The 21,320-nt window shown below is 66.7% G+C and carries 16 protein-coding genes and 3 pseudogenes; 7 read left to right on the forward strand and 12 right to left on the reverse strand.

What is annotated here, in order from left to right; genetic code table 11:
* Window positions 1-141 precede the first annotated feature (141 nt).
* Window positions 142-1,704, reverse strand: coding sequence for a sensor domain-containing diguanylate cyclase (locus ABIC51_RS01945; RefSeq protein WP_119339095.1), 1,563 nt, complete (start codon window positions 1,702-1,704; stop codon window positions 142-144).
* A gap of 352 nt (window positions 1,705-2,056) precedes the next feature.
* On the opposite strand from ABIC51_RS01945, the gene ABIC51_RS01950 reads away from it, so the two are divergent.
* Entirely contained in the window at window positions 2,057-2,215 is a 159-nt protein-coding gene (locus ABIC51_RS01950; protein ID WP_168799533.1) for a hypothetical protein, read from the forward strand.
* 66 nt (window positions 2,216-2,281) lie between these two features.
* Here the strand turns inward: ABIC51_RS01950 and ABIC51_RS01955 are convergent, their stop codons facing one another.
* From ABIC51_RS01955 to glcD, 5 genes are read right to left on the reverse strand one after another with little or no spacing between them, the layout of a single operon-like run.
* Window positions 2,282-4,456, reverse strand: a complete 2,175-nt coding sequence (locus tag ABIC51_RS01955) for a malate synthase G (RefSeq protein WP_060174088.1) — start codon at window positions 4,454-4,456, stop codon at window positions 2,282-2,284.
* Window positions 4,457-4,497: 41 nt separating this feature from the next.
* The gene (locus tag ABIC51_RS01960) at window positions 4,498-4,902 is read right to left on the reverse strand and encodes a GlcG/HbpS family heme-binding protein (RefSeq protein ID WP_027790222.1); all 405 of its coding nucleotides are present in this window, start codon (window positions 4,900-4,902) and stop codon (window positions 4,498-4,500) included.
* Between the two features lie 20 nt (window positions 4,903-4,922).
* Entirely contained in the window at window positions 4,923-6,143 is a 1,221-nt protein-coding gene (glcF, locus tag ABIC51_RS01965) for a glycolate oxidase subunit GlcF (protein WP_059688124.1), read from the reverse strand.
* 24 nt (window positions 6,144-6,167) lie between these two features.
* Window positions 6,168-7,244, reverse strand: a complete 1,077-nt coding sequence (glcE, locus tag ABIC51_RS01970) for a glycolate oxidase subunit GlcE (protein ID WP_027790224.1) — start codon at window positions 7,242-7,244, stop codon at window positions 6,168-6,170.
* Window positions 7,244-8,743: a glycolate oxidase subunit GlcD gene (gene glcD / locus ABIC51_RS01975; RefSeq protein WP_060174084.1), complete on the reverse strand. Its 1,500-nt coding sequence runs from the start codon at window positions 8,741-8,743 to the stop codon at window positions 7,244-7,246. The genes glcE and glcD overlap by 1 nt, the downstream gene beginning before the upstream one ends.
* A gap of 232 nt (window positions 8,744-8,975) precedes the next feature.
* On the opposite strand from glcD, the gene glcC reads away from it, so the two are divergent.
* The 3 genes and pseudogenes from glcC to ABIC51_RS01990 all read left to right on the forward strand — a co-directional run bounded on the left by glcC (window position 8,976) and on the right by ABIC51_RS01990 (window position 11,784).
* On the forward strand, window positions 8,976-9,746 hold the full coding sequence (glcC, locus tag ABIC51_RS01980; protein WP_027790226.1) for a transcriptional regulator GlcC: 771 nt from the start codon (window positions 8,976-8,978) through the stop codon (window positions 9,744-9,746).
* A gap of 272 nt (window positions 9,747-10,018) precedes the next feature.
* Window positions 10,019-10,456 (forward strand): annotated as a pseudogene (locus ABIC51_RS01985) (DUF6306 domain-containing protein); the annotation flags it as partial.
* A gap of 335 nt (window positions 10,457-10,791) precedes the next feature.
* Entirely contained in the window at window positions 10,792-11,784 is a 993-nt protein-coding gene (locus tag ABIC51_RS01990) for a DUF6896 domain-containing protein (protein WP_155706074.1), read from the forward strand.
* Window positions 11,785-11,940: 156 nt separating this feature from the next.
* Here the strand turns inward: ABIC51_RS01990 and ABIC51_RS01995 are convergent, their stop codons facing one another.
* The 5 genes and pseudogenes from ABIC51_RS01995 to ABIC51_RS02015 all read right to left on the reverse strand — a co-directional run bounded on the left by ABIC51_RS01995 (window position 11,941) and on the right by ABIC51_RS02015 (window position 18,333).
* A complete protein-coding gene (locus ABIC51_RS01995; RefSeq protein WP_027790229.1) occupies window positions 11,941-12,792 on the reverse strand; it encodes a carbohydrate ABC transporter permease in 852 nt (283 codons plus the stop codon).
* 26 nt (window positions 12,793-12,818) lie between these two features.
* Window positions 12,819-13,787 carry a carbohydrate ABC transporter permease gene (locus ABIC51_RS02000; RefSeq protein WP_136470104.1) on the reverse strand — a complete coding sequence of 323 codons (969 nt, stop codon included), beginning with the start codon at window positions 13,785-13,787 and terminating at the stop codon, window positions 12,819-12,821.
* Window positions 13,788-13,857: 70 nt separating this feature from the next.
* Window positions 13,858-15,117: pseudogene (locus tag ABIC51_RS02005) on the reverse strand (ABC transporter substrate-binding protein).
* 66 nt (window positions 15,118-15,183) lie between these two features.
* Entirely contained in the window at window positions 15,184-17,175 is a 1,992-nt protein-coding gene (locus ABIC51_RS02010; RefSeq protein WP_175898492.1) for a beta-galactosidase, read from the reverse strand.
* 9 nt (window positions 17,176-17,184) lie between these two features.
* Window positions 17,185-18,333, reverse strand: a complete 1,149-nt coding sequence (locus ABIC51_RS02015; RefSeq protein ID WP_175860456.1) for an ABC transporter ATP-binding protein — start codon at window positions 18,331-18,333, stop codon at window positions 17,185-17,187.
* Between the two features lie 189 nt (window positions 18,334-18,522).
* On the opposite strand from ABIC51_RS02015, the gene ABIC51_RS02020 reads away from it, so the two are divergent.
* Complete coding sequence (locus ABIC51_RS02020) at window positions 18,523-19,563, forward strand: LacI family DNA-binding transcriptional regulator (protein ID WP_060174077.1); 1,041 nt, start codon at window positions 18,523-18,525, stop codon at window positions 19,561-19,563.
* Between the two features lie 121 nt (window positions 19,564-19,684).
* Here ABIC51_RS02020 and ABIC51_RS02025 read toward each other — a convergent pair whose 3' ends face one another.
* Window positions 19,685-20,326 carry a GntR family transcriptional regulator gene (locus ABIC51_RS02025; RefSeq protein ID WP_175898488.1) on the reverse strand — a complete coding sequence of 214 codons (642 nt, stop codon included), beginning with the start codon at window positions 20,324-20,326 and terminating at the stop codon, window positions 19,685-19,687.
* A 131-nt stretch (window positions 20,327-20,457) separates the two neighbouring features.
* Between ABIC51_RS02025 and ABIC51_RS02030 the strand changes: the two genes are divergently transcribed.
* Together ABIC51_RS02030 and ABIC51_RS02035 are read left to right on the forward strand one after the other, a co-directional pair.
* Window positions 20,458-20,934: an OsmC family protein gene (locus ABIC51_RS02030; RefSeq protein WP_027790236.1), complete on the forward strand. Its 477-nt coding sequence runs from the start codon at window positions 20,458-20,460 to the stop codon at window positions 20,932-20,934.
* Window positions 20,935-20,962: 28 nt separating this feature from the next.
* Window positions 20,963-21,235, forward strand: a pseudogene (locus ABIC51_RS02035) (glutathione S-transferase N-terminal domain-containing protein); the annotation flags it as partial.
* Window positions 21,236-21,320: the final 85 nt, after the last annotated feature.

The raw sequence follows: 21,320 nt of genomic DNA on the forward strand, positions 1-21,320 counted from the left end.
CGAAGCGGCCGCGCACCGGCGCGGGCCGGCCGGGCCAGGCAGCCGCGCGGCGGCGTGTCGAGGCGACATTGTCGGCGATTTTGCGCGCGGGCGGCGGCAGTGGCCGGCCAGCCGCCCTGCCGTCGCCCGGCGGCGGCCCGTTCAGGCCCGCCGCGCCGCGAGGCCGCCGGAGGGGGCCGCGTGCACGACGATGCGGTTGCGCCCGCCTTCCTTCGCGCGATACAGCGCGTCGTCGGCCAGCTTCAGCGCGGCCTGCATGTCGTCGTCGTGTTCCGGATAGCTCGTCGTCACGCCGATGCTCACCGTCAGGCGGCCGGTTGCCCCGGCGTCGTGACGGATGCCGAGATCGAGGATGCCGGTGCGGATCGTCTCGGCGATCGACGCCGCGCCGTCCGTATCGACGTCGGGCAGCACGACGACGAACTCCTCGCCGCCGTAGCGCGCCGCGTAATCGGCCGGGCGGCGCAGGCAGCCGGCGATGCAGTGGCCGACCGCGGCGAGCGCGTCGTCGCCGGCCTGGTGCCCTTGGGTGTCGTTGTAGCGCTTGAAGTAGTCGACGTCGATGAACAGCAGCGACAGCGCGTGCTGCGAGCGCGCGGCCCGGCGCCATTCGCGTGCGAGCGTGACGTCGAGCATGCGGCGGTTGTCGAGGCCCGTGAGGCCGTCGGTGCGCGCGAGCGCCTGCAGTTCGGTTTCCGCGCGGTGGCGCTTGCGCAGCTGCACGTCGAGCAGCAGCGACAGGCCGACGAAGCCGATCGCGAGCGCAACCATCGCCGAGCCGATCGGAATCGCACGGTCGTACCACGCGGCGTAGGTATCCGCTTCCGAGCGCGCGACCATGATGATGAGCGGCAGGTGCTCGAGATGCCGGAACACGTACAGGCGGCGCACGCCGTCGATCGACGCGGTATCGGCGAAGCTGCCTTCGTTGGCGGTCATGAACCGCCGGAACGTGCTGGCGTGGCTGATGTCGCGGCCGACGATCTTCGGGTCGTACGGCTCGCGCGCGACCATCTTGCCGTCGGTGTTGATCAGCGCGATCGAGCCGCGATCGCCGAGCGACAGCCGCGAGAACAGGTTCTGGAAATATTCGAGCCGGATCGACATCACGGCGACGCCGCCGAACGAGCCGTCGGGCCCCGTGATCCGCCGGCTGAGCGCGATGCTCGGCGAGCCGCCGCGCAAGCGCGAATGATACGGGGGGCTGACGTACAGGCCGACGTCGGGGTGGTCGCGGTGCATCGTGAAGTACGGCTCGTTGCCGAAGTTGGCCTTGCGCGGCACGTCGCTCTTGCCGTCGACCGCGATGTCGCCCTTCGCGTCGAGCACATAGATGCCGCCGAGGTACTTGGCCGTCGTCGCACGGTCGAACAGCACCTGGCGGCGCAGCGGCATCGGCAGCTTGACGACATCCGGGTCGTTCTCGCCTTCGACGACGGCCTGCAGCGACAGTGAATAGATCTCGATGTTGCGCTCGATGTCCCACGACGCCATCAGCGCGAGATTCTGCTGCATCGAGATCGAGCGGTCGCGCGCGTCGATGCGGCCTTCGTACAGCACGATCCCGCACAGGGACAGCAGGAGCAGCGCGATCAGCAGCCCGGTATAGAAGATCAGGTGCGGCAGCAGGAACCGGCGCAGATGTGCGGCGACACGGCTCGTCAGGCCGGATTCGCTGGGCACTGCGTAATCGGTTTCTGCCATGGTCCGTGGATCGATGGGCATTGCCGCCGGGCGGCGGGCCGATGCGATTGTTCGTATGACGTGGCGGCGGCGATCCGCCACGCGTCCATTCGACGCCTTCCTGCCGGCCGGCGAGAAAATGGACACTGATTACCGGGAATCGCGGCCAGATATACCGGTAAATCGAGCATTTACTGGTGACATCTACGCCGATTCAACGATCCGAGGAATCGGGCAGTGCGAATTCAACGGAGTATAACGCGCGCGTTCGCGCGCGCGGAAAATGTTGCGGGCCGTTGATCCGGATCAAATTTCAGTGAATTCCCGGGCTTGCGAATATCCGGCAAAGCGTTCCAGCGCAAGGCTGTACGGCATGAGCGGCGAAACCGCGGCGCGCGGCCGCCGATTCCATCGGGTTAACGGCAGGCGAGCAAAAAAAATGAAGGCGTCGATATGCGCCGATTATTCGTTTCAGCAGCCGGGCGAACGCGAAAATGAAAACGGGCGGCCGTTGCGGCCGCCCGTTTCGTGAAGCCCGGCGTACGGGCTGCCGGCGTACGGGCTTCCGGCACGCCGGAAACCCGCGGCACGGCCGTGCTTATCCGCCGTGCTGTTGCGCCTTGAACGCGAGCCGGAACCGGTGCAGCAGCGGCTCGGTATAACCGCTCGGCTGCGACGTGCCCTGCAGCGCGAGCGCGCACGCGGCCTTGAACGCGGTCGACTGGTCGTAGCCGGGCGCCATCGGGCGATAGTTCGGGTCGCCGGCGTTCTGCTGGTCGACGACGCGCGCCATCCGCTTGAACACGTCGAGCACGAATGCCTCGGTGATCACGCCGTGGCGCAGCCAGTTCGCGATGTGCTGGCTCGAAATGCGCAGCGTCGCGCGGTCTTCCATCAGGCCGACGTCGTGGATGTCCGGCACCTTCGAGCAGCCGACGCCCTGTTCGACCCAGCGCACGACGTAGCCGAGGATGCCCTGCGCGTTGTTCTCGACTTCGCTCAGGATCTCGGCTTCGCTCCACGCGGCGCGCTCGACGACCGGCACGGTCAGCAGCCCTTCGAGCAGCGTGTCGCGTTCGCTCGCGTACGGCGTCTTCTCGAGTTCCTGCTGGACGGCCTGCACGTCGACGAGGTGATAATGCAGCGCGTGCAGCGTCGCGGCGGTCGGCGACGGCACCCACGCGGTGTTCGCGCCGGCGCGCGGATGCGCGATCTTCTGCTCGAGCATCGCGTGCATCAGGTCGGGCATCGCCCACATGCCCTTGCCGATCTGCGCGCGGCCGCGCAGGCCGGCCGACAGGCCCGCGAGCACGTTGTTCCGCTCGTACGACTGGATCCACGCCGACGATTTCATGTCGCCCTTGCGGATCATCGGGCCCGCTTCCATCGCGGTGTGCATCTCGTCGCCGGTGCGGTCGAGGAAGCCGGTGTTGATGAACGCGACGCGCGCGGCGGCGGCGGCGATACATGCGGCGAGGTTCACGCTGGTGCGGCGCTCCTCGTCCATGATGCCCATCTTCAGCGTGTTGCGCGGGAGGTTGTACAGATCCTCGATGCGTGCGAACAGCGTATCGGCGAATGCGACTTCGACCGGGCCGTGCATCTTCGGCTTCACGATGTAGATCGAGCCGGTGCGCGAGTTGCGCTTCGCCTTCAGGTCGTGCAGCGAGCACAGCACCGTGACGACGCCGTCGAGGATCCCTTCCGGAATCTCGTTGCCGTCGCGGTCGAGCACCGCGCCGTTGGTCATCAGGTGGCCGACGTTGCGCACGAACAGCAGCGAGCGGCCGTGCAGCGACAGCGTGCCGCCGTCGGGCGTCGTGTACTCGCGGTCGGCGTTCAGGCGGCGCGTGAAGGTCTTGCCGCCCTTCGCGACTTCCTCGACCAGCGTGCCCTGCATCAGGCCGAGCCAGTTGCGGTAGAGCTGGACCTTGTCGTCGGCGTCCACCGCCGCGACCGAATCCTCGCAGTCGATGATCGTGCTGACCGCGGCTTCGAGCACGACGTCCTTCACGTTCGCGAGATCGGCGCGGCCGATCGGCGTCGATGCGTCGATCTGGATCTCGAGGTGCAGGCCGTTGTGCTTCAGCAGGATCGCGGACGGCGCGTCGGCCGCGCCCTGGTAGCCGACGAACTGCGCCGGCTGCGCGAGGCCCACGATCCCCTTGGCGGTTTCGACGGCGAGCTGGCCGTCCTGCACGCGGTAGCGCAGCGCGTCGCGGTGCGAGCCGCTCGCGAGCGGCGCCGCGTTGTCGAGCACGTTGCGCGCGTAGTCGATCACGCGCTGGCCGCGCGTCGGGTTGTAGGCCGTGGTGCGTTCGGCGCCGCCGTCTTCAGGCAGTGCGTCGGTGCCGTACAGCGCGTCGTACAGGCTGCCCCAGCGGGCGTTCGCGGCGTTCAGCGCATAACGCGCGTTCGACAGCGGCACGACGAGCTGCGGGCCGGCCTGCGTCGCGATCTCGCTGTCGACGTTCGCGGTGGCTGCCGCGACGTTCGACGGGACCGGCACGAGGTAGCCGATTTGTTCGAGGAATGCGCGATACGCGGCGTGGTCGCGCACCGGGCCGGGGTGCGCGCGGTGCCAGGTGTCGAGTTCCTGCTGCAGGCGGTCGCGTTCCGCGAGCAGCTCGCGGTTGCGCGGCGCCAGGTCGTGCACCAGGGCCGAGAAACCGCTCCAGAACGCGGCCTTGTCGATGCCGGTGCCCGGCAACGCTTCGTTTTCAATGAACTGGCTAAGCGCTGGCGCGACTTGCAGTCCTGCTTGGTCGATCATCGTTAATCCTCCCGGGGAAAAATCGCGCGCGGCTTGGCTGGTCATACCGCGACGCTTTGTGTGCCGGCGCGGGCAATCTGCGCGTCCTGTTCGGACTTTACGCCAGACACGCCGATCGCGCCCGCGATCCGGCCGCCGACCGTGACCGGCACGCCGCCTTCGAGCAACCCCGTCAGCGGCGCGCTGAGAAACGCGGTGCGGCCGCCGTTGATCATATCCTCATACGCCTTCGTCTCGCGCCGGCCGAGCGCCGCCGCGCGCGCCTTGTCCTGCGCGATACAGGCGCTGGCCGGCGATGCGCCGTCCAGGCGTGCAAACGCGAGCAGGTGGCCGCCGTCGTCGACGACGGCGATCGACACGGCCCAGCCGTGGCGTTCCGCTTCCGCACGGGCGGCGGCGAGCATGCGGTCGGCATCGGCCAGTTCGAGTTCGGGTTTCGTCTGCATGGAGATCCTCCGGAATCAGGTCAGTTGACGAGTCGGTTGTCGACGAGCTCGATCCAGTGGCGCACCGGCGTGCGGCCCGCGCCGTTCAGGTGAGTCTGGCAGCCGACGTTGGCCGTGACAATCAGGTCCGGCCGCGCGGCTTCGAGCGCATCGAGCTTGTTGTCGCGCAGCGTCGTCGCGAGTTCGGGCTGCGTCAGCGAATACGTGCCGGCCGAGCCGCAGCACAGATGGCCGTCGGCGACATTCGTCAGATCGAAGCCGAGCCGCGTCAGGATGTTTTCCACCGCGCCGCCGAGCCGTTGCGCGTGCTGCAGCGTGCACGGGCAGTGAACCGCGACGCGGCGCGGCGTCGACTCGGCCAGCGCGTCGAGCGGCTCGGCCGCGATCACTTCCGCGAGGTCGCGCGCGAGCGCGCTGACGCGCCGCGCTTTCTCCGCGTAGACGGGGTCGGAGCGCAGCAGGTCGCCGTATTCCTTCACGAACGCGCCGCAGCCGCTTGCCGTCAGCACGATCGCTTCCGCGCCCGCCTCGATCGCGGGCCACCATGCGTCAATGTTGCGGCGTGCGCGGGCGAGGCCGGCATCCTGCGCGTTCAGGTGATATTCGGTCGCGCCGCAGCAGCCGGCCTCGCGCGCCGGGCTCACGCTGATGCCGAGCCGGTCGAGCACGCGCGCGGCGGCCGCATTGGTGTTCGGCGACAGCGACGGCTGCACGCAGCCCTCGAGCATCAGCACGCGCCGCGCGTGGCGCACGGGCGGGCGCGGCGCGGCCGCGGGCACGGCGGCCGGGATCTTGTCCCGCAGCGTGCCCGGCAGCAGCGGGCGCAGCGCGCGGCCGGCCTTCAGCAACGCGGCGAACGTCGCCGGGCGCGGCACGACGTGCCGCAGCCCCGCGCGCAGCAGGCGCTCGCGCGCGGGCCGCTGCGCACGCTTTTCGGCTTCCGCGCGGCCGATGTCGAGCAGCGTGTGATAGCGCACGCCGGACGGGCAGGTCGTCTCGCAGTTGCGGCACGTCAGGCAGCGGTCGAGATGCCGCTGCGTGCGTTCGCCGCACGGCTCGCCTTCGAGCAGCTGCTTGATCAGGTAGATGCGCCCGCGCGGCCCGTCGAGCTCGTTGCCGAGCACCTGGTAGGTCGGGCAGGTCGCATTGCAGAAGCCGCAGTGCACGCACGCGCGCAGGATCGCTTCCGCTTCGTCGGCCCGGGCGAGGGCCTTGCTTGCTTCGCTGAGATTGGTTTGCATCGGCGGGTCGGGATCGGGTTTGCGTCAGAAATCGGCGTACAGGCGGCCGGGGTTGAAAATCGCGTGCGGGTCGAGCTGTGCCTTGAGCTGGCGGTGCACGCGCAGCAGCGCGGGCGGCAGCGGCTGGAACGGCTCGCGCGTCGTGCCCGGCGTGAAGCAGGTCGCGTGCCCGCCCCATTGCGCGGCGAGGCGCTGCACGTCGGCCGGTGCGGCGTCGCTCTTCAGCCAGCGCTGTGCGCCGCCCCAATCGGCCAGCAGCGCGCCGGGCAGGGCGTCGAGCGGCGCGGCGGCCGGCACCGACACGCGCCACAGCGGGCGCGGGTCGTCGAAGAACGGCAGCGCAAGGTCGCGCAGCCGTGCCCAGAACGCATCGTCATGGTCGTCCATGCAGTCGCCGCCGATCGTGTCGCGCGCGGCCTTCACCGAGCCCTCGCCGCCTTCGATCCGCACGCGCAGCACGCCGTCCGCGTGGCAGGCGCCCGCGAGCGGCAGCCCCGCGCGCCGCCATGCGGCGACGCGCTGCACGGCTTCGTCCACCGCGAGCGGCAACGCGAGATCGCACGTCGCACGGGGCTTCGGCAGCACCTTCAGCGACACCTCGGTCACGACGCCGAGACAGCCGAAGCTGCCCGCGAGCAACCGCGACACGTCGTAGCCCGCGACGTTCTTCATCACCTCGCCGCCGAAGCGCAGGTGTTTCGCGTGGCCGGTGATCACGCGGCAGCCGAGCACGAAGTCGCGTACCGCGCCGGCCCACGGGCGGCGCGGGCCCGACAGCGCCGCCGCGACCATGCCGCCGACCGTGGCCGCGCCGCCGAACGACGGCGGCTCGCACGGCAGCATCTGGCCGGCCGAATCGAGCATCGCTTCGAGGTCGGCGAGCGGCGTGCCCGCGCGCGCGGTGACGACGAGTTCGGTCGGGTCATAGGACACGACGCCGCGATGCGTGCGCACGTCGAGCGTGCGGCCTTCGACTGGGCGCCCGAGGAACGTCTTGGTGCCGGCGCCGCGAATGTGCAGCGGCTGGCGGTCGTGGATCGCCGCGTCGACCTGGGCGACGAGTGCCGCGCTGTCGTCGATCGATTCGATTTCGCGTCGCATCAGAAACGCTCCAGTTCGGGAAACGGCAGCTTGCCGTGATGGACGTGCATCGCGCCGAATTCGGCGCAGCGGTGCAGCGTCGGGATGTTCTTGCCGGGATTGAGCAGGCCCTGCGGATCGAACGCGGCCTTCACCGCGTGGAAGAACGTGATTTCGTCGGCGTTGAACTGCACGCACATCTGGTTGATCTTCTCGCGCCCGACGCCGTGCTCGCCGGTGATGCTGCCGCCCGCCGCGACGCACAGCTCGAGGATCTTTCCACCCAGCGCTTCCGCGCGGTCGAGTTCGCCGGGGCGGTTCGCGTCGAACAGGATCAGCGGGTGCATGTTGCCGTCGCCCGCGTGGAACACGTTCGCGACCGGCAGCCCGTATTCGGCGGACAGCGCGGCGATTCCTTCGAGAACGCGCGGCAGCTCGCGGCGCGGGATCGTGCCGTCCATGCAGTAGTAGTCGGGCGACATGCGGCCGACCGCGGGGAACGCGTTCTTGCGACCGGCCCAGAAGCGTTGGCGCTCCGCCTCGTCGCGCGCGACGCGGATCTCCGATGCGCCGGCATCGCGCAGCAGCGTGGCGACGCGTTCGGCATCTTCGTCGACGTCGGCGGGCGAGCCGTCGAGTTCGCACAGCAGGATCGCCTGTGCGTCGACCGGATAGCCCGCGTGGATGAAATCCTCGGCCGCGCGGATCGCGAGGTTGTCCATCATCTCGAGGCCGCCGGGGATCACGCCCGCGCCGATGATCCGCGCGACGGCGGCACCGGCTTCGGCGACGTCGTCGAAGCTCGCCATCAGCACCTTCACGCTCGGCGGCTTCGGCAGCAGCTTCACGGTCACTTCGGTGACGATGCCGAGCATCCCTTCCGAGCCGGTGAACAATGCGAGCAGGTCGAAGCCGGGGGCGTCGAGCGCGTCGGTGCCGAGCGTGAGCGTATCGCCGTCGATCGTCAGGATCTCGACCTTCAGGATGTTGTGCACCGTGAGCCCGTATTTCAGGCAGTGCACGCCGCCCGCGTTTTCGGCGACGTTGCCGCCGATCGAGCACGCGATCTGCGACGACGGATCGGGCGCGTAGTAGAGGCCGTGCGGTGCGGCTGCCTGCGAGATCGCGAGGTTGCGCACGCCGGGCTGCACGCGCGCGACGCCGGCATCGGGGTCGATGTCGAGAATCCGGTTGAACTTCGCCATCACGAGCAGGAGGCCCTTTTCGAGCGGCATCGCGCCGCCCGACAGCCCGGTTCCCGCGCCGCGCGCGACCACCGGCACGCCGAGCGCGGCGGCGACGCGCAGCACCGCGCGCACCTGCTCGACCGTGTCGGGCAGCACGACCGCGAGCGGTACCGTGCGATAGGCGGCGAGGCCGTCGCATTCGAACGGCTTGAGCGCTTCGCGCTCGTGCAGCACGTCGAGGCCGGGCGCCGCCGCGTGCAGTGCGGCGACGAGTGTGTCGCGGCCGACGGTCGCCAGCGGGCCGTCGATCCGTTCGTCGTAGGTGAAACTCATCGTGTGTCTCCGTCTCCACTCTCTTCACCGTGCGGGCGGCCGCGGGATGCGCGACGCGCCGGATGGACGGCATTCTTGGCGGCCGGCCGGTGCGTGTCCATACGTCGCAGACGTGGTCATACCAGTTTTTCGAGGCGTGCCGTGAAGCCGGGGTGGATCTTGACTTAAAAGCCAATCATGACAAGGGTTTATGAGAAAATCGGCGACATCCGTCCAAAGTGGTCATACCAGTATGGAAATGCAGGATCGACAAGCGCCGGCGCGCAATGTCGCCGATGTCGTCGCCGAGCGGATCGAGCAATTGATCGTCGACGGCGTGCTGAAGGCCGGGCAGGCGTTGCCGTCCGAACGGCGGCTGACCGAGAAGCTCGGCGTGTCGCGCACGGCCGTGCGCGAAGGGATGAAGTTGCTGCGTGCGCGCGGAATCATCGAGACGACGCACGGCAAGGGCTCGTTCGTCGCGAGCCTGACCCCGCAGCGCGAAGTCTCGCCGATGATGCACCTGCTCGGCTCGCAGCCGCGCACGCTGTACGACCTGTTCGAAGTGCGCGGGATGCTCGAGACGGAGGCCGCGCGACTGGCGGCGCTGCGCGGAACGTCTGCCGATTTCATCCTGATCAAGCGTCGCTACGACGAGATGACCGCGGCCGATGCGCAGGATCTCGACCCGGCCGCGCGCGCGAAGCTCGATCACGCGTTTCATCTCGCGATTTGCGAGGCGTCGCATAACCCGGTGCTCGTGAATACGTTGCAGTCGCTGACGGATCTGCTGCTGAGCTCGGTGTTTGCGTCGGTGAACAACCTCTATCACCGCGAGCCGTTGAAGAAGCAGATCGATCGCCAGCATGCGCGGCTCTATAACGCGGTGACCGGGCGGCTGCCCGAGCAGGCGCGCAAGGCGGCGAGCGAGCATATCCGCCAGTGCGTCGAATATCTGAGGGAGATCGAGCAGGAGGAGCAGCGGCTCGTGCGGTCGACGTTGCGGCTTGAAGGGTGGACGTGATCCCGGCTGCGCGTTGCGGCGTGTCTTGACGCGCATCACGCGCGGCGGGTCGTCTGGCAACACGTGTCACATGGCTATGTCAGACTGTGAGCCATTCTTCGTGTGGCCTCCTGTCGTTTGCCGTGATGCGTGACGCTGTCGCGTGCGCCGTGCCTGACGGAACCACGCCGGACGAACCGGTGCGCCACGCTTTCCGAAACGGAGCACATCGCATGTCGAACCGGACCCACGATGACGGGCACGACACCCGCCCCGCCAAAGCGGCGGACGATCCCGCCGATGCGCAGCGCGATGCGCTGCTCGCGTTGCTGAACGAATTGCTGGAGGCCGAGCGTGCCGGCGCGCGGGTGGCGTCGGAGACGGCGACGGAAATCGACGATCCCGAACTTCATCGGCTCGTGGCTGGTATTCGGCAGGATGAGGCGCACGGGTGTGCGGTGCTGGTCGAAGCGATTCGCTCGCTTGGTGCGACGCCGACGCATGCCACCGGGGCGCTCCATGAAAAGGCGATGGCGATCGACGATCTGGCGGAGCGGCTCGCGTTCCTGAATCGTGGCCAGCGGTGGGTCGTGCGGAAGCTGCAGGCGTTGTTGCCGACGCTTGCGCAGCCGGATATGCATCATGCGCTCACGCAGATGCTCGTGTCGCATGAGAAGAATATTGGGGCGGTGGATGCGCGGTTGAGGGAAAAAGGGGCGGGTAGTGTGTAGTGTAGTGGCGGACGCACAGTGAGCGTCTTGCGAAACTCGATGCTTGAAGCGGCTCTCTTAAATTCCATCTCGCTTGCGGGCGCAGTCTACCTCTTTGTACATACTCCCCCAACGGTCAGTTTCAGGGCCGGCGCGAGCGGAGATTTCGTCCACACAAGTGAACGCTGTGAAGGCACGAAAGTTCTTTGGCCGCCCAACTGAGATTGCGTTTCGCGACCCTCCGTTCGGCAGTTGATCTTGTGTCACCAGAGATTCACCTATAATGAAAATCCATAATATTACTATTATCGGGGTGGATATTGAATTCGATTGTTGCGCGCAATGATAGAAATTGCATGTCTGATGGCTTTAAGCGGTTGATTGTTGAATATAAAAAAGCGATTTCAGAGGCTCTTGTCGTGATGCAGCGATCGGGTATTGAAATGCCGGATTCATCGTACGATTGGGTTTATATGGAAATCCCAATGGGTGGTGAATTGGAGGGTGGGGGTTATTATTACAAGCATGGTGTGGGTTGTGATGTGCGCCTTCCTGAAAAATCGGTGGATTTTGATTTTGGCGAAAATGGCGAGATTGATGGATTTGATGCGTGGCGGTTAGCCAAATTTGCTGGGGTGAATTTGAGGGGCTATGGGTTTAATACTGCGAATGAATTGGATGAGTATGTGAATTTTTTGACGTCTGTTGGAATATTGATTCAGTCCCTGAGTGGTCAGCGCTTTGTTGCTGGTGAGGAGTCAGTATACGCTATCGACGTCGATGGAAGAAAGCCGGGGGATAGTCTCCCTCTAAAAGCAAAAGATCCAATTCTTGTGCTCCACGCACATCAGTTTCAGGCGGCTGATCTGATGAAGAAAAACTATGAAAAAATTCTGGATAAGCTAAAAAAATACGATCACCTAGGTATAAATGAAAAAATAGATGCGGGAATTTACTTGTCGACTTGGCTTGGTTTCCTTCGTGTTGCTTGTGAAGGGTTTTCGACGCTGGGAATCCGTCGGCTGCTCCAAGAGGATCGTCCGGAGGAATTCAAGGAGATCGTTGGGCAACATGACGTTGTTGTGAAATTGGAGAAGCAACATCGTGATGCTCTTAGGGAATTTAGAAATAATACATTTCATCCTCAGCGGAACTTTCGAATAAGGCGGGATTTTTTTGATTCGGAAAAAGGCCGCGTCTCATGGGCTCAAGAGTTGCATAAGGAAGTGGCTCAATTTTTCAGCTCATATCGATTTAAATGTGAAATTCACTATTTCGTGCAAGGGCGATTGAGTGAGTTAGATTTACGGCAGAATCGTGGCCGGCGCCGGAAGCAGTCTGTATCGTGAGGCACGCCAGCAGGGCGTACAGAATCAATGTCGGTCTGCCCACATCTAGTCCATCAATCGCTTTCCTCTGAAGTCCAAAGGTGCAAAAAAGCCCGCCGAAGCGGGCAACCTCTCGATGCGGAGGGGGGAGATACGAATACGCAGGGCTGCGCGCGTTCAGCCTTTGGTCGCCCCGAACGTCAGCCCCGCCACAAAATGCTTCTGCATCGCGAAGAACATCGCGACGGACGGCAACGCCGCCAGGATCGACCCGGCCGACACGAGGTTCCACGACGTCGTCCATTGCCCCTTCAACGCGGCAACCCCTGCCGTGATCGGCGCAGCCTCATCCCCTTGCGTGAGACACAGCGCCCAGAAGTAGTCATTCCACACGAACGTAAATACAAGAATCGCCAGCGCAGCCAGCGCCGGCCGGATCAACGGCAACACGATCCGCCAGAACACCGTCCATTCCCCCGCCCCTTCGATCCGCGCCGCCTCGATCAGCTCGAACGGCAACTGCTTGATGAAGTTGCGCAGGAACAGCGTGCAGAACCCCGTCTGGAACGCGACATGAAACAGGATCAGCGCCTCGACCGTATTGAACACACCGAGCCGCAGCGACAAATCCCGCACCGGAATCATCAGCACCTGAACCGGCACGAAATTACCCGCGACGAACGTGCCGAACAGCGCCGTGCTCCCGCGAAACTTGTAGGTCGCAAGCGCAAAGCCCGCCATCGCCGCGAGCGCGATCGAGCCAAGCACGGACGGCACGGTGATCTGCACGCTGTTCCAGAAGTAATGCAGCATCGGCGACGTGGTCAGCGCATCGCGATAGTTCTCGATCATCGAGAAGTGCCGCGGCCAGCCCCAGTAGTGGCCTTCGACGAGTTCCTCGGTCGAGCGCACCGACGTGACGAACACCGCGATCATCGGCAGCAGCCAGATCACGAGCGCGACGGGCAGCGACAGCTTGTACAGCCGGCGCGATACCGGCTTCCATTGGGCAACGGGTGTCGGAAACATGATGAAGGCATCCCCGGAAGGTCAGGTCACTGCTCGTTGCGCAGCAGGCGGCGCAACTGGAACACGATGTAGACGAGCATGATCGCGAACAGCACGACCGCGATCGACGCGGAATAGCCGAGCCGGTAGTACTTGATTGCCTGGTCGTACATGTAATACGCAAGCACGGTCGAGCTCTCGAACGGGCCGCCGCTCGTCATCACCGAGATCAGGTCGAAGCTGCGCAGCGCACCGATCACCGTGACGACGATCGCCATGAAGGTGGTCGGCCGCAGTTGCGGCAGCACCACGTGCCACAGCAGCGCGAAGCCGCGCGCGCCTTCCATGCGTGCGGCTTCGATCTGTTCCGGATTGAGCGACGTGAGGCCGGTGAGGTACAGGATCATGCAGTACGCGGTTTGCGGCCACAGCGCGGCGAACACGATGCCGAACGTCGCGTAGCGCGCGTCGCCGAGCACCGGGATGCCGTGTCCGGCGATCAGCGCGAGCAGCCCGAACGTCGGATCGTAGAACCACGAGAAGATCAGGCCGACGACCACACCCGACAGCACGAACGGCGCGAAGAACAGCGACTTCACGAGCCGGATGCCGGCGACCGCCTGGTTCAGGTACAGCGCGAGCGCGAGGCCGAGCGGCGGCGCGAGCATGAAGAGCGCGAGCCAGATCACGTTGTTGCGCAGCGCCGTGTAGAACGTCGGCGCTTGCAGCAGCTCCGCATAGTTCGCGAGACCGACGAACGTGCGCTCGGTCATCCCGTCCCAGTTGTACAGGCTCAGCCACAGCGTCGACAGGATCGGCCAGATCACATAGACGGCAACCATCGCGCAGGCCGGCGCGAGAAACAGCCACGCGGCGCGCCGTTGCCGCCGCACGGCGGGCGACGGGCGGCGCGCGGGTGATGCAACCGCGGCAACCGCGGCGGGCGCGCGAGGGTTCGACGGTTCCGGCGGCGCGGCGGGCGGCTCGAGGTGTCGGGACGAAATCGGACTGGACACGGCAGGGCTCCTGAACGAGCGAACGATGGGACAGCCGCAGCGGCGGAGCACCGCCGCGCGGGTCACGGCGTTACTTCTTGTAGATCCGCTTGCGGGTCTGTTCGAGCTGCGCGAGCACCGTATCGAGCTGCGCCGGATTCGCGAGGAATTGCTGCATGCCCTTCATCCCCTCGTCGGCCATTTCCTTCGTCATGTCGCGATCGTAGAACTGCGCGACACCGCCCTTCGTGTCGGCAAGGATCCGGAAGCCGATGCGCGAGACCGGGTCGGCCGGCTCGGGCGACTTGCTGTTGGCCGACAGCGAACCGAGGCCTTCCGCGAGCTTCGCGCCCATCTCGGGTGTTTCGACGAACGCGAGGAACGTGTGCGCGTCGGCCTTGTTCTTCGCCTTCGTCGGGATATGCAGCGATTCGACCGGGCCATCCTCGGCGGTCGGCACCTTCGGGTCGATGATCGGGAAGCGGTAGTAGCCCATTTCCTGCTTCACGTTCGGCGGAAAACCCGCCGCGATGAAGGTGCCCATCAGCATCATCGCGGCCTTGCCCTGGAACAGGAACGGCTGGGCGCCGTCGAGATCGTAGGACAGCGCGTTGTCGATGAAGTAGCCGGCGTCGATCAGCGACTTCCACATCGTGTAGACCTTCTTCACGCGCGGGTCGGTGTACGGCACGTCGCCCGCCATCAGCTGCTGGTGGAACGCGTTGCCGTTCAGGCGCAGGTCGAGATAGTCGAACCAGCCGGCGAGCGTCCACGCGTCGCGGCCGCCGATCGCGACCGGCGTGATGCCGGCCGCCTTCAGCTTCTTGCATGCGTCGAGAAACTGGTCCCACGTCTTCGGCTCGTCGGCGATGCCGACCTTGCGGAACAGGTCCTTGCGGTAGAACAGCCCCCACGAGTAGTAGACGGTCGGTGCCGCGTACTGCTTGCCGTTGTACGACGATGCGTCGCGCGTCGATGCATACATCGCGCCCCAGCCGTTCTTCGTCCAGTCGCCGCTCAGGTCCTCGAACAGCCCGCGCTTCGCGTAGTACGCCATCCGCTCGCCGGCGTGCCAGTTCACGACGTCCGGCGCGACGGTCGTGAGTCAGGCGGGGAGCTGCACCTTGTACGCTTCCTCGTCGACGAAGGTGGCCTTCACGTCGATGTCGGGATGCGCCTTGTGGAACGCGTCGAGCGTCGACTGCCAGACCGCGCGCTGGCTGGCGCCCTTGAACGCGATGTTGATCGTCAGCGTGCCGGCATCGGCGGGCGCCGTCGTGCCGAGCGATGCTAGTGCGACAGCGGCGGCCGTGGCGAGCCGGGCGGCGAGGCGAAGGGGGCGATGTGTCATGCGTGTCTCCATTCCTGTGTGTCGTCTTGTGCGTGACCGGCGCATCGCGGCGCCGGTGTCGGGGTGCTACGAACGGCTTCGATACGCGGCCACGTCTTGCGGCCCGACTTGCGCACTGCCGAGCACGAACGCCGACGGCGGTACCGCGTCGATCGTGTGCGGCGTGTCGCCATAGTTGAAAACGTAGGTCAGGCCGCCGCGCCGGCTCACGCGCACGCCGTCGCCGAGCGGCGTCGGCGTGAGGCCGGCCTCGGCCGCGACATCGGCGAACAGCCGGGCGGTGGTCGCGTCGTCGAACAGGGCGGCCCAGTAGTGCAGCGTGCCGTGCGACACGCAGGCCGGGTGACCGTCGGCGAAGCGCGCGCGCACGACGCCGCGCGTGTCGTCGTGAAGCTCGACGAAGTCGCGCCAGTGGCGCGCATGGCCCGCGAGCGGCGTACCGTCGTACAGCGTGCCGTCGATCGGCTCGGTCACGTTCGGCCGCAGCGATTCGACGCGCCATACGCGCACCGGCAGGATCGATGCGAGCGGGCCGGGCGGCAGCGTCGGCGGAATCTGCAGGTCGACGGTCTTCGAGCCGGTGCGCGGCCCGAACACGGCGTGCGCGCCCGAGGCCGCGACGCGCGCGGCGAAATCGTCCGGGACGACCGGCAGCGGCGGCACGACGACGAGCCGGTAGCCGTCGAGCGGCGCATGCGCGGAAACGATGTCGACGTCGAGGCCGAGCGAACGCAGCGCCGCGTAGTACTCGAACGCGAAGCGCGGGTAGTGGAAATCGGCGCCTTGCGGCTGCACTTCGAACAGCCACTTCGCTTCGTAGTCGAACACGAGCGCGACGGGGGCACGCACCGCGCCGTTCGGGTCGGCATCGGCACCTGCGTCGCGTATGGCCGCGATCTCGCGCGCGACGCGCTGCGCCTCGCGGCCGCCTTCGTCGAGCCGGTTGTCCGGCGTATTGAGACCCGCATGCATCTGCTCCTGCGCGAACGGCGCCTGACGCCAGCGGAAGTACGACACGCAACCGGCGCCGTGCGCGAACGCCTCCCAGCTCCACAGGCGCACCATGCCCGGCAGCGGCGCGGGGTTCCACTGCGCCCAGTTCACGGGGCCCGGCTGCTGCTCCATCACCCAGAACGGCAGCTTCGACATGCCGCGATAGAGGTCGTGATTGAACGACGCGAAATCGGGATGGCCGGTGCGCAGCCAGCGCGCCTTCACGTCGGGCGCGAACCATTGCTCCTCGAGCGCGCCGAGCGGATAGCTGTCCCAGGTCGCGACGTCGAGGTCGCGCGCCACTTCGTAATGGTCGAACTCGGTGAACAGCTGCATGAAGTTGTGTGCGACGGGCCGGCCCGGCGAGTGCGCGCGGATCACGTCGACCTGCATCCGGTGATAGCGCGCGACTTCGTCCGACGCGAAGCGCCGGTAGTCGAGGCGATGCGAAGGATGCGCTTCGGTCACGGTGCCGACGGGCGCATCGACCTCGTCGAAATGGCGATACTCCATGCTCCAGAACACGGTTCCCCATGCGTGGTTCAGCGCGTCGATCGTGCCGTAGCGCGCCTTCAGCCACGCACGGAATCGCACGAGCGCGGCCGGCGAATAGCTGACGACGGTCTGGTGGCAGCCCAGCTCGTTGTCGGTCTGCCAGTAGCGCACGGCCGGGTGCCGGCCGTAGCGCTCGGCGACCGCCGTGCAGATCTGGCGCGACGCCTCGAGATAGGTCGGCGACGAGAAGTCGTAGTGGCGGCGCGAGCCGAACGCGCGCGGCCGGCCGTCGGCGCCGATCGCGAGGATGTCCGGATGGCGGTCGACCAGCCATTTCGGCGGCGTCGCGGTCGGCGTGCACATCACGATCTCGAGACCGGCCGCGCCGAGCACGTCGACCGCGCGATCGAGCCAGCCCCAGTCGTATTCGCCCGGCGACGGCTCGATACGGCTCCACGCGAATTCGGCGATCCGCACCTGCTCGATGCCGAGCGCTTTCATCCTGCGGGCATCGTCGGCCCACATCGATTCCGGCCAGTGTTCCGGGTAGTAACAGACTCCGAGGCGCATGCCCGATCCTTATGCGTAGTGGTGAACGTGGACGTCGGCGCACGCGGGCACCGCGCGGCCGTCTTCGGTGAAGAGATGGCAGGCCGCGGCCGGCGCATGCACGAGCACGCGTTCGCCGCTGCGCACCTGCGCGTCGCCGGGCACCTTCGCGATCAGCGAGTGACCGCCGGGCTGGTCGAGGTGCACGTAGGTCTGTTCGCCCAGGCGTTCGACGAGCGCGACGTCGCGTGCGAGTGTCGTGGCGTCTTGCGCGGCGCCGAGCGTCAGGTGTTCGGGGCGAATGCCGAGCGTCACGGCGGCGCCGGCGCCGAGCGCCGAGCCGTCGCGCGGCAGCGTGAAGGTTTCGCCGGACGGCGTGAGCGTGACGGTCGTGCGACGGGCATCGCACGCCGTGACGACGGCCGGCAGGAAGTTCATCCGCGGCGAGCCGATGAAGCCCGCGACGAAGCGGCTGGCCGGGTGGTGGTAGAGGTCGAGCGGCGCCCCGACCTGCGCGATGCTGCCGTGCTGCGCGGTGTCGGCGCCGGCGTGCAGCAGCACGATCTTGTCGGCGAGCGTCATCGCTTCGGTCTGGTCGTGCGTCACGTAGACGACGCTCGCGCGTTCGAACTGGCGGTGCAGCCGCGCGATCTCGATGCGGGTCTGGCCGCGCAGCGCGGCGTCGAGATTCGACAGCGGCTCGTCGAACAGGAACACGCCGGGCTCGCGCACGATCGCGCGGCCGATCGCGACGCGCTGTCGCTGGCCGCCCGACAGCGCCTTCGGCTTGCGCTCGAGCAGCGTGTCGAGCTGCAGGATGCGCGCGGCATCGCGCACTTTCCGGTCGATCTCGGCTTTCGGCACGCGCGCGAGCTTCAGCCCGAACGCCATGTTCTCGTAGACCGTCATGTGCGGAAACAGCGCGTAGCTCTGGAACACCATCGCGACGCCGCGCTCGGCGGCCGGCACGTCGTCGACGCGGCGGCCGTCGATCGACAGCTCGCCCGCGCTCAAGTCCTCGAGCCCGGCGATCATCCGCAGCAACGTCGACTTCCCGCATCCGGACGGCCCGAGGAACACGCAGAACTCGTGCGCGCCGATCTCCAGATCGACGTCGCGAATGACCGGTGCGTGATCGCCGTAGGCTTTCTGCACGCGCCGCATCGAGATGCTCGCCATTGTCTCCGCTCCATGTTTTAATGCGCCATCGTCGTTGATTAAGCGCTTAATCATCGCGATCAAAAAAAGAGGCGATGCGATCGCGGCCGAGTCGCGCCCGTCGGTCGGGCGGCAGGGTGTGCGGCGATAGTGCGCCGCTTCGGTGAGCGAAGCAAATACTGGATAGACGTCTCATATAGTGAGCAAGCGATGGCAACCCTGGATGAAGTGGCACGCCGCGCCGGCGTGACGGCCGCGACCGTGTCGAACGTGCTGCGCGAGCGCGGCCGGGTCGGCGAGGCGACGCGTGCGCGGGTGCTGGAAGCCGTGGAGGCGCTCGGGTATCGGCCGCATCTCGCGGCGCGTGCGCTGGCGGAAGGGCGCGCGCCGACGGTCGCGCTGATGGTGTCGAGCATCGCGAACCCGTTCTACCCGGAGTTCGCGCTGGCGGTCGAGCGCGCGGTGCGCCGCAACGGGCAGTTCCTGATCGTCTGCAATACGAATGAAGACCCGCTGCAGGGGCGCGCGTATCTCGACCAGATTGCCGGCACGATCTCCGAAGGGATTCTCGTGACCAACGCGAACCTGCATCTGCCCGATCTGCTCGACGTGGCGGCGCGCGGTGTGCCGGTCGTGCTGTGCCTGTGGGAGCGGCCGGAGGCGCCGCCCGACGGATTGCCGTGCGTGGCGATCGATTTTCGGGAGGCGGGGCGGATCGCGACGCGGCACTTGCTCGAGCTGGGCCACGAGCGGATCGGCGTGATCGTCGGCGGGTCGGCGAGCGGCGTGCAGGCGGCGCGCTACGACGGCTTCGTCGACGTGATGCGTGAAGCCGGGCTCGATGCGTCGATCGTCGCGGCTGAACCCGATTCGATCGAAGGCGGCGTGCGCGCGGCGGGGCGGCTGCTCGACGCGCATCCGCGGCTGACCGCGCTGGTCGCGACCAACGACCTGCCGGCGATCGGGGCGATGCATGCGGCGGCCGATCGCGGCCGGCGTGTGCCGGACGATCTGTCGATCGTCGGGATCACCGACATTCACCTGGCCAGCGACACGCGCCCCACGCTGACGACCGTTGCGATCCCGACCGCCGAGGCCGCCGGGCTCGCGGTCGAATTGCTCAATGCGCTACGCGACGCGGGCGAGCGCAGCAGCGCTGCGTCGCGCGTGCGGATCGCGTCGCTGCCGAAACTGGTGGTGCGCGGGACGACCGGCCGCGCGCCCGGCGGAAGCGCGACGCGGTCGATTTGACGTATCGATGTGTTGAACGTCGCGACGGAGGTTGCCGCCGCGATCGGCGCGACCCGACAAGGCCAGACAAGACCGGCCCGGCCCGCGCGCGGCGCAGCAGGCGGCACGCGCAGCGCCGGCTTCAGCCGCCTTCGACGAGCCCCATCACGATGCGCCTGGCCGATTCGAGATGCGCGACCGTCATCGACCGAGCGGCACGCGCATTGCGTTCGCGGCACGCCTGCAGGATCTCCTCGTGCTCGACCTGGAACGACGGCGTATCGGCGAGCAGCGTGGCCTGCAGGCGCTCGTACCGTTCGACCTGGCTGCGCAGCTCCGCGATCGTCTTCAATTGCCGTGCGTTGCCGCAGCACGAATACAGCAACGCATGGAATTCGCGGTTCAGTTCGCCCTGCCGGCGCGGCACGGCCGTATCGCCGAGCAGGCGATGGACGAGTTCGGCACGCGCGAGCGTCTCGTCGTCGAGCCGCTTCACGCTTCGGTAGATCGCGTCGCCTTCGAGCAGCACGCGCAGGTCGTAGATTTCCTGCACGTCCGATGCGCCCAGCATGCGCACGACGGCGCCGCGATTCCTGAAGATGTCCAGCAACCCTTCGCGCTCCAGGCGCTGGATCGCCTCGCGCATCGGAATCCGGCTGATGCCGAACCGGTCGGCGAGGTCGCGCTCGACGAGCCGTTCGCCCGCTTCGAACTCGCCGTTGATGATCATGTCGCGCAACGAGGTGGCGACCGCGTCCGCCGTGGAATCGAGTTTGGCTTCCATGCCTGTGTGTTCCGTCAATTTGGAATAATGGTATACCAAACGAAAATCCGGTGCCAAAATGGCGAACGCAGGCGGGCTCCGTACGACGAAATCCGGCCCGGTCGAAGCAACCCACATCAATGGAGAGCGAGATGGCATCTGGTGAACACAAGTATCGCGTCGCGGTCGCGTGGACGGGCAATCGCGGCACCGGCACGTCGGGGTATCGCGAGTACGGCCGCGATCACGTGATCCGGGCCGGTTCCAAGCCGGATATTCCCGGTTCGTCGGACCCGGCGTTTCGGGGCGACGCGTCGCGCTGGAACCCCGAGGACCTGTTGCTGGCGTCGGCATCGGCGTGTCACAAGCTCTGGTACCTGCACCTGTGCTCCGAAGCGGGCATTCGCGTGCTCGCTTATGTCGACGACGCGGAAGGCACGATGGTCGACCGTGACGAGCCGGGCCGCTTCACGGAAATCGTGCTGCGCCCGCACGTGACGATCCAGGCCGGCGACGATCGCGAGCGGGCGGAACATCTGCATCATGATGCGCACGCGAAGTGCTATATCGCGAACTCGGTCAATTTTCCGATCCGCTGCGAGCCCACGATCGAATTTGCCGCAGCGTGACGCCGACACCCGCCGGACGAAATCGACGATGAAGCTTTTCTACTACCCCGGCAACGCCAGCATGGCGCCGCACTTCGTGCTCGAGGAAATCGGCCAGCCGTTCGAGCTTGAATACGTCGACCGCACGCACGATCGACACAAGTCGCCGGACTACCTCGCGCTCAATCCGAACGGGCTCATTCCGGTACTGATCGACGGCGACCTGGTGCTGTATGAAACCTCCGCGATCTGCCTGCCTCTCGCCGATACGCATCCGGAGCAGCGTCTTGCGCCCGACCTCTGCACGCCGGAACGGGCTCAGTAGTTACCGCAGCGACTCGTGCGCCCGGCGATCCAGCTCGCGATGAAATTCGATTCGCCGTTGTTCCGGAGTGCGTACAGGTGGA

The organism is Burkholderia sp. 572 (genome assembly GCF_040545135.1).
In the GTDB taxonomy this organism is placed as follows: domain Bacteria; phylum Pseudomonadota; class Gammaproteobacteria; order Burkholderiales; family Burkholderiaceae; genus Burkholderia; species Burkholderia cepacia.

Excerpts from the sequence above, each read along its gene's own strand:
- ABIC51_RS01950 (WP_168799533.1), top strand. The coding sequence starts at position 2,057 with ATGAGCGGCGAAACCGCGGCGCGCGGCCGCCGATTCCATCGGGTTAAC.
- ABIC51_RS01990 (WP_155706074.1), top strand. The coding sequence starts at position 10,792 with ATGTCTGATGGCTTTAAGCGGTTGATTGTTGAATATAAAAAAGCGATT.
- glcC (WP_027790226.1), top strand. The coding sequence starts at position 8,976 with ATGGAAATGCAGGATCGACAAGCGCCGGCGCGCAATGTCGCCGATGTC.
- glcE (WP_027790224.1), bottom strand. The coding sequence starts at position 7,244 with ATGCGACGCGAAATCGAATCGATCGACGACAGCGCGGCACTCGTCGCC.
- ABIC51_RS02025 (WP_175898488.1), bottom strand. The coding sequence starts at position 20,326 with ATGGAAGCCAAACTCGATTCCACGGCGGACGCGGTCGCCACCTCGTTG.
- glcF (WP_059688124.1), bottom strand. The coding sequence starts at position 6,143 with ATGCAAACCAATCTCAGCGAAGCAAGCAAGGCCCTCGCCCGGGCCGAC.
- ABIC51_RS01995 (WP_027790229.1), bottom strand. The coding sequence starts at position 12,792 with ATGTTTCCGACACCCGTTGCCCAATGGAAGCCGGTATCGCGCCGGCTG.
- ABIC51_RS02020 (WP_060174077.1), top strand. The coding sequence starts at position 18,523 with ATGGCAACCCTGGATGAAGTGGCACGCCGCGCCGGCGTGACGGCCGCG.
- ABIC51_RS01955 (WP_060174088.1), bottom strand. The coding sequence starts at position 4,456 with ATGATCGACCAAGCAGGACTGCAAGTCGCGCCAGCGCTTAGCCAGTTC.
- ABIC51_RS01945 (WP_119339095.1), bottom strand. The coding sequence starts at position 1,704 with ATGGCAGAAACCGATTACGCAGTGCCCAGCGAATCCGGCCTGACGAGC.
- ABIC51_RS02030 (WP_027790236.1), top strand. The coding sequence starts at position 20,458 with ATGGCATCTGGTGAACACAAGTATCGCGTCGCGGTCGCGTGGACGGGC.
- ABIC51_RS01960 (WP_027790222.1), bottom strand. The coding sequence starts at position 4,902 with ATGCAGACGAAACCCGAACTCGAACTGGCCGATGCCGACCGCATGCTC.
- glcD (WP_060174084.1), bottom strand. The coding sequence starts at position 8,743 with ATGAGTTTCACCTACGACGAACGGATCGACGGCCCGCTGGCGACCGTC.
- ABIC51_RS02010 (WP_175898492.1), bottom strand. The coding sequence starts at position 17,175 with ATGCGCCTCGGAGTCTGTTACTACCCGGAACACTGGCCGGAATCGATG.
- ABIC51_RS02015 (WP_175860456.1), bottom strand. The coding sequence starts at position 18,333 with ATGGCGAGCATCTCGATGCGGCGCGTGCAGAAAGCCTACGGCGATCAC.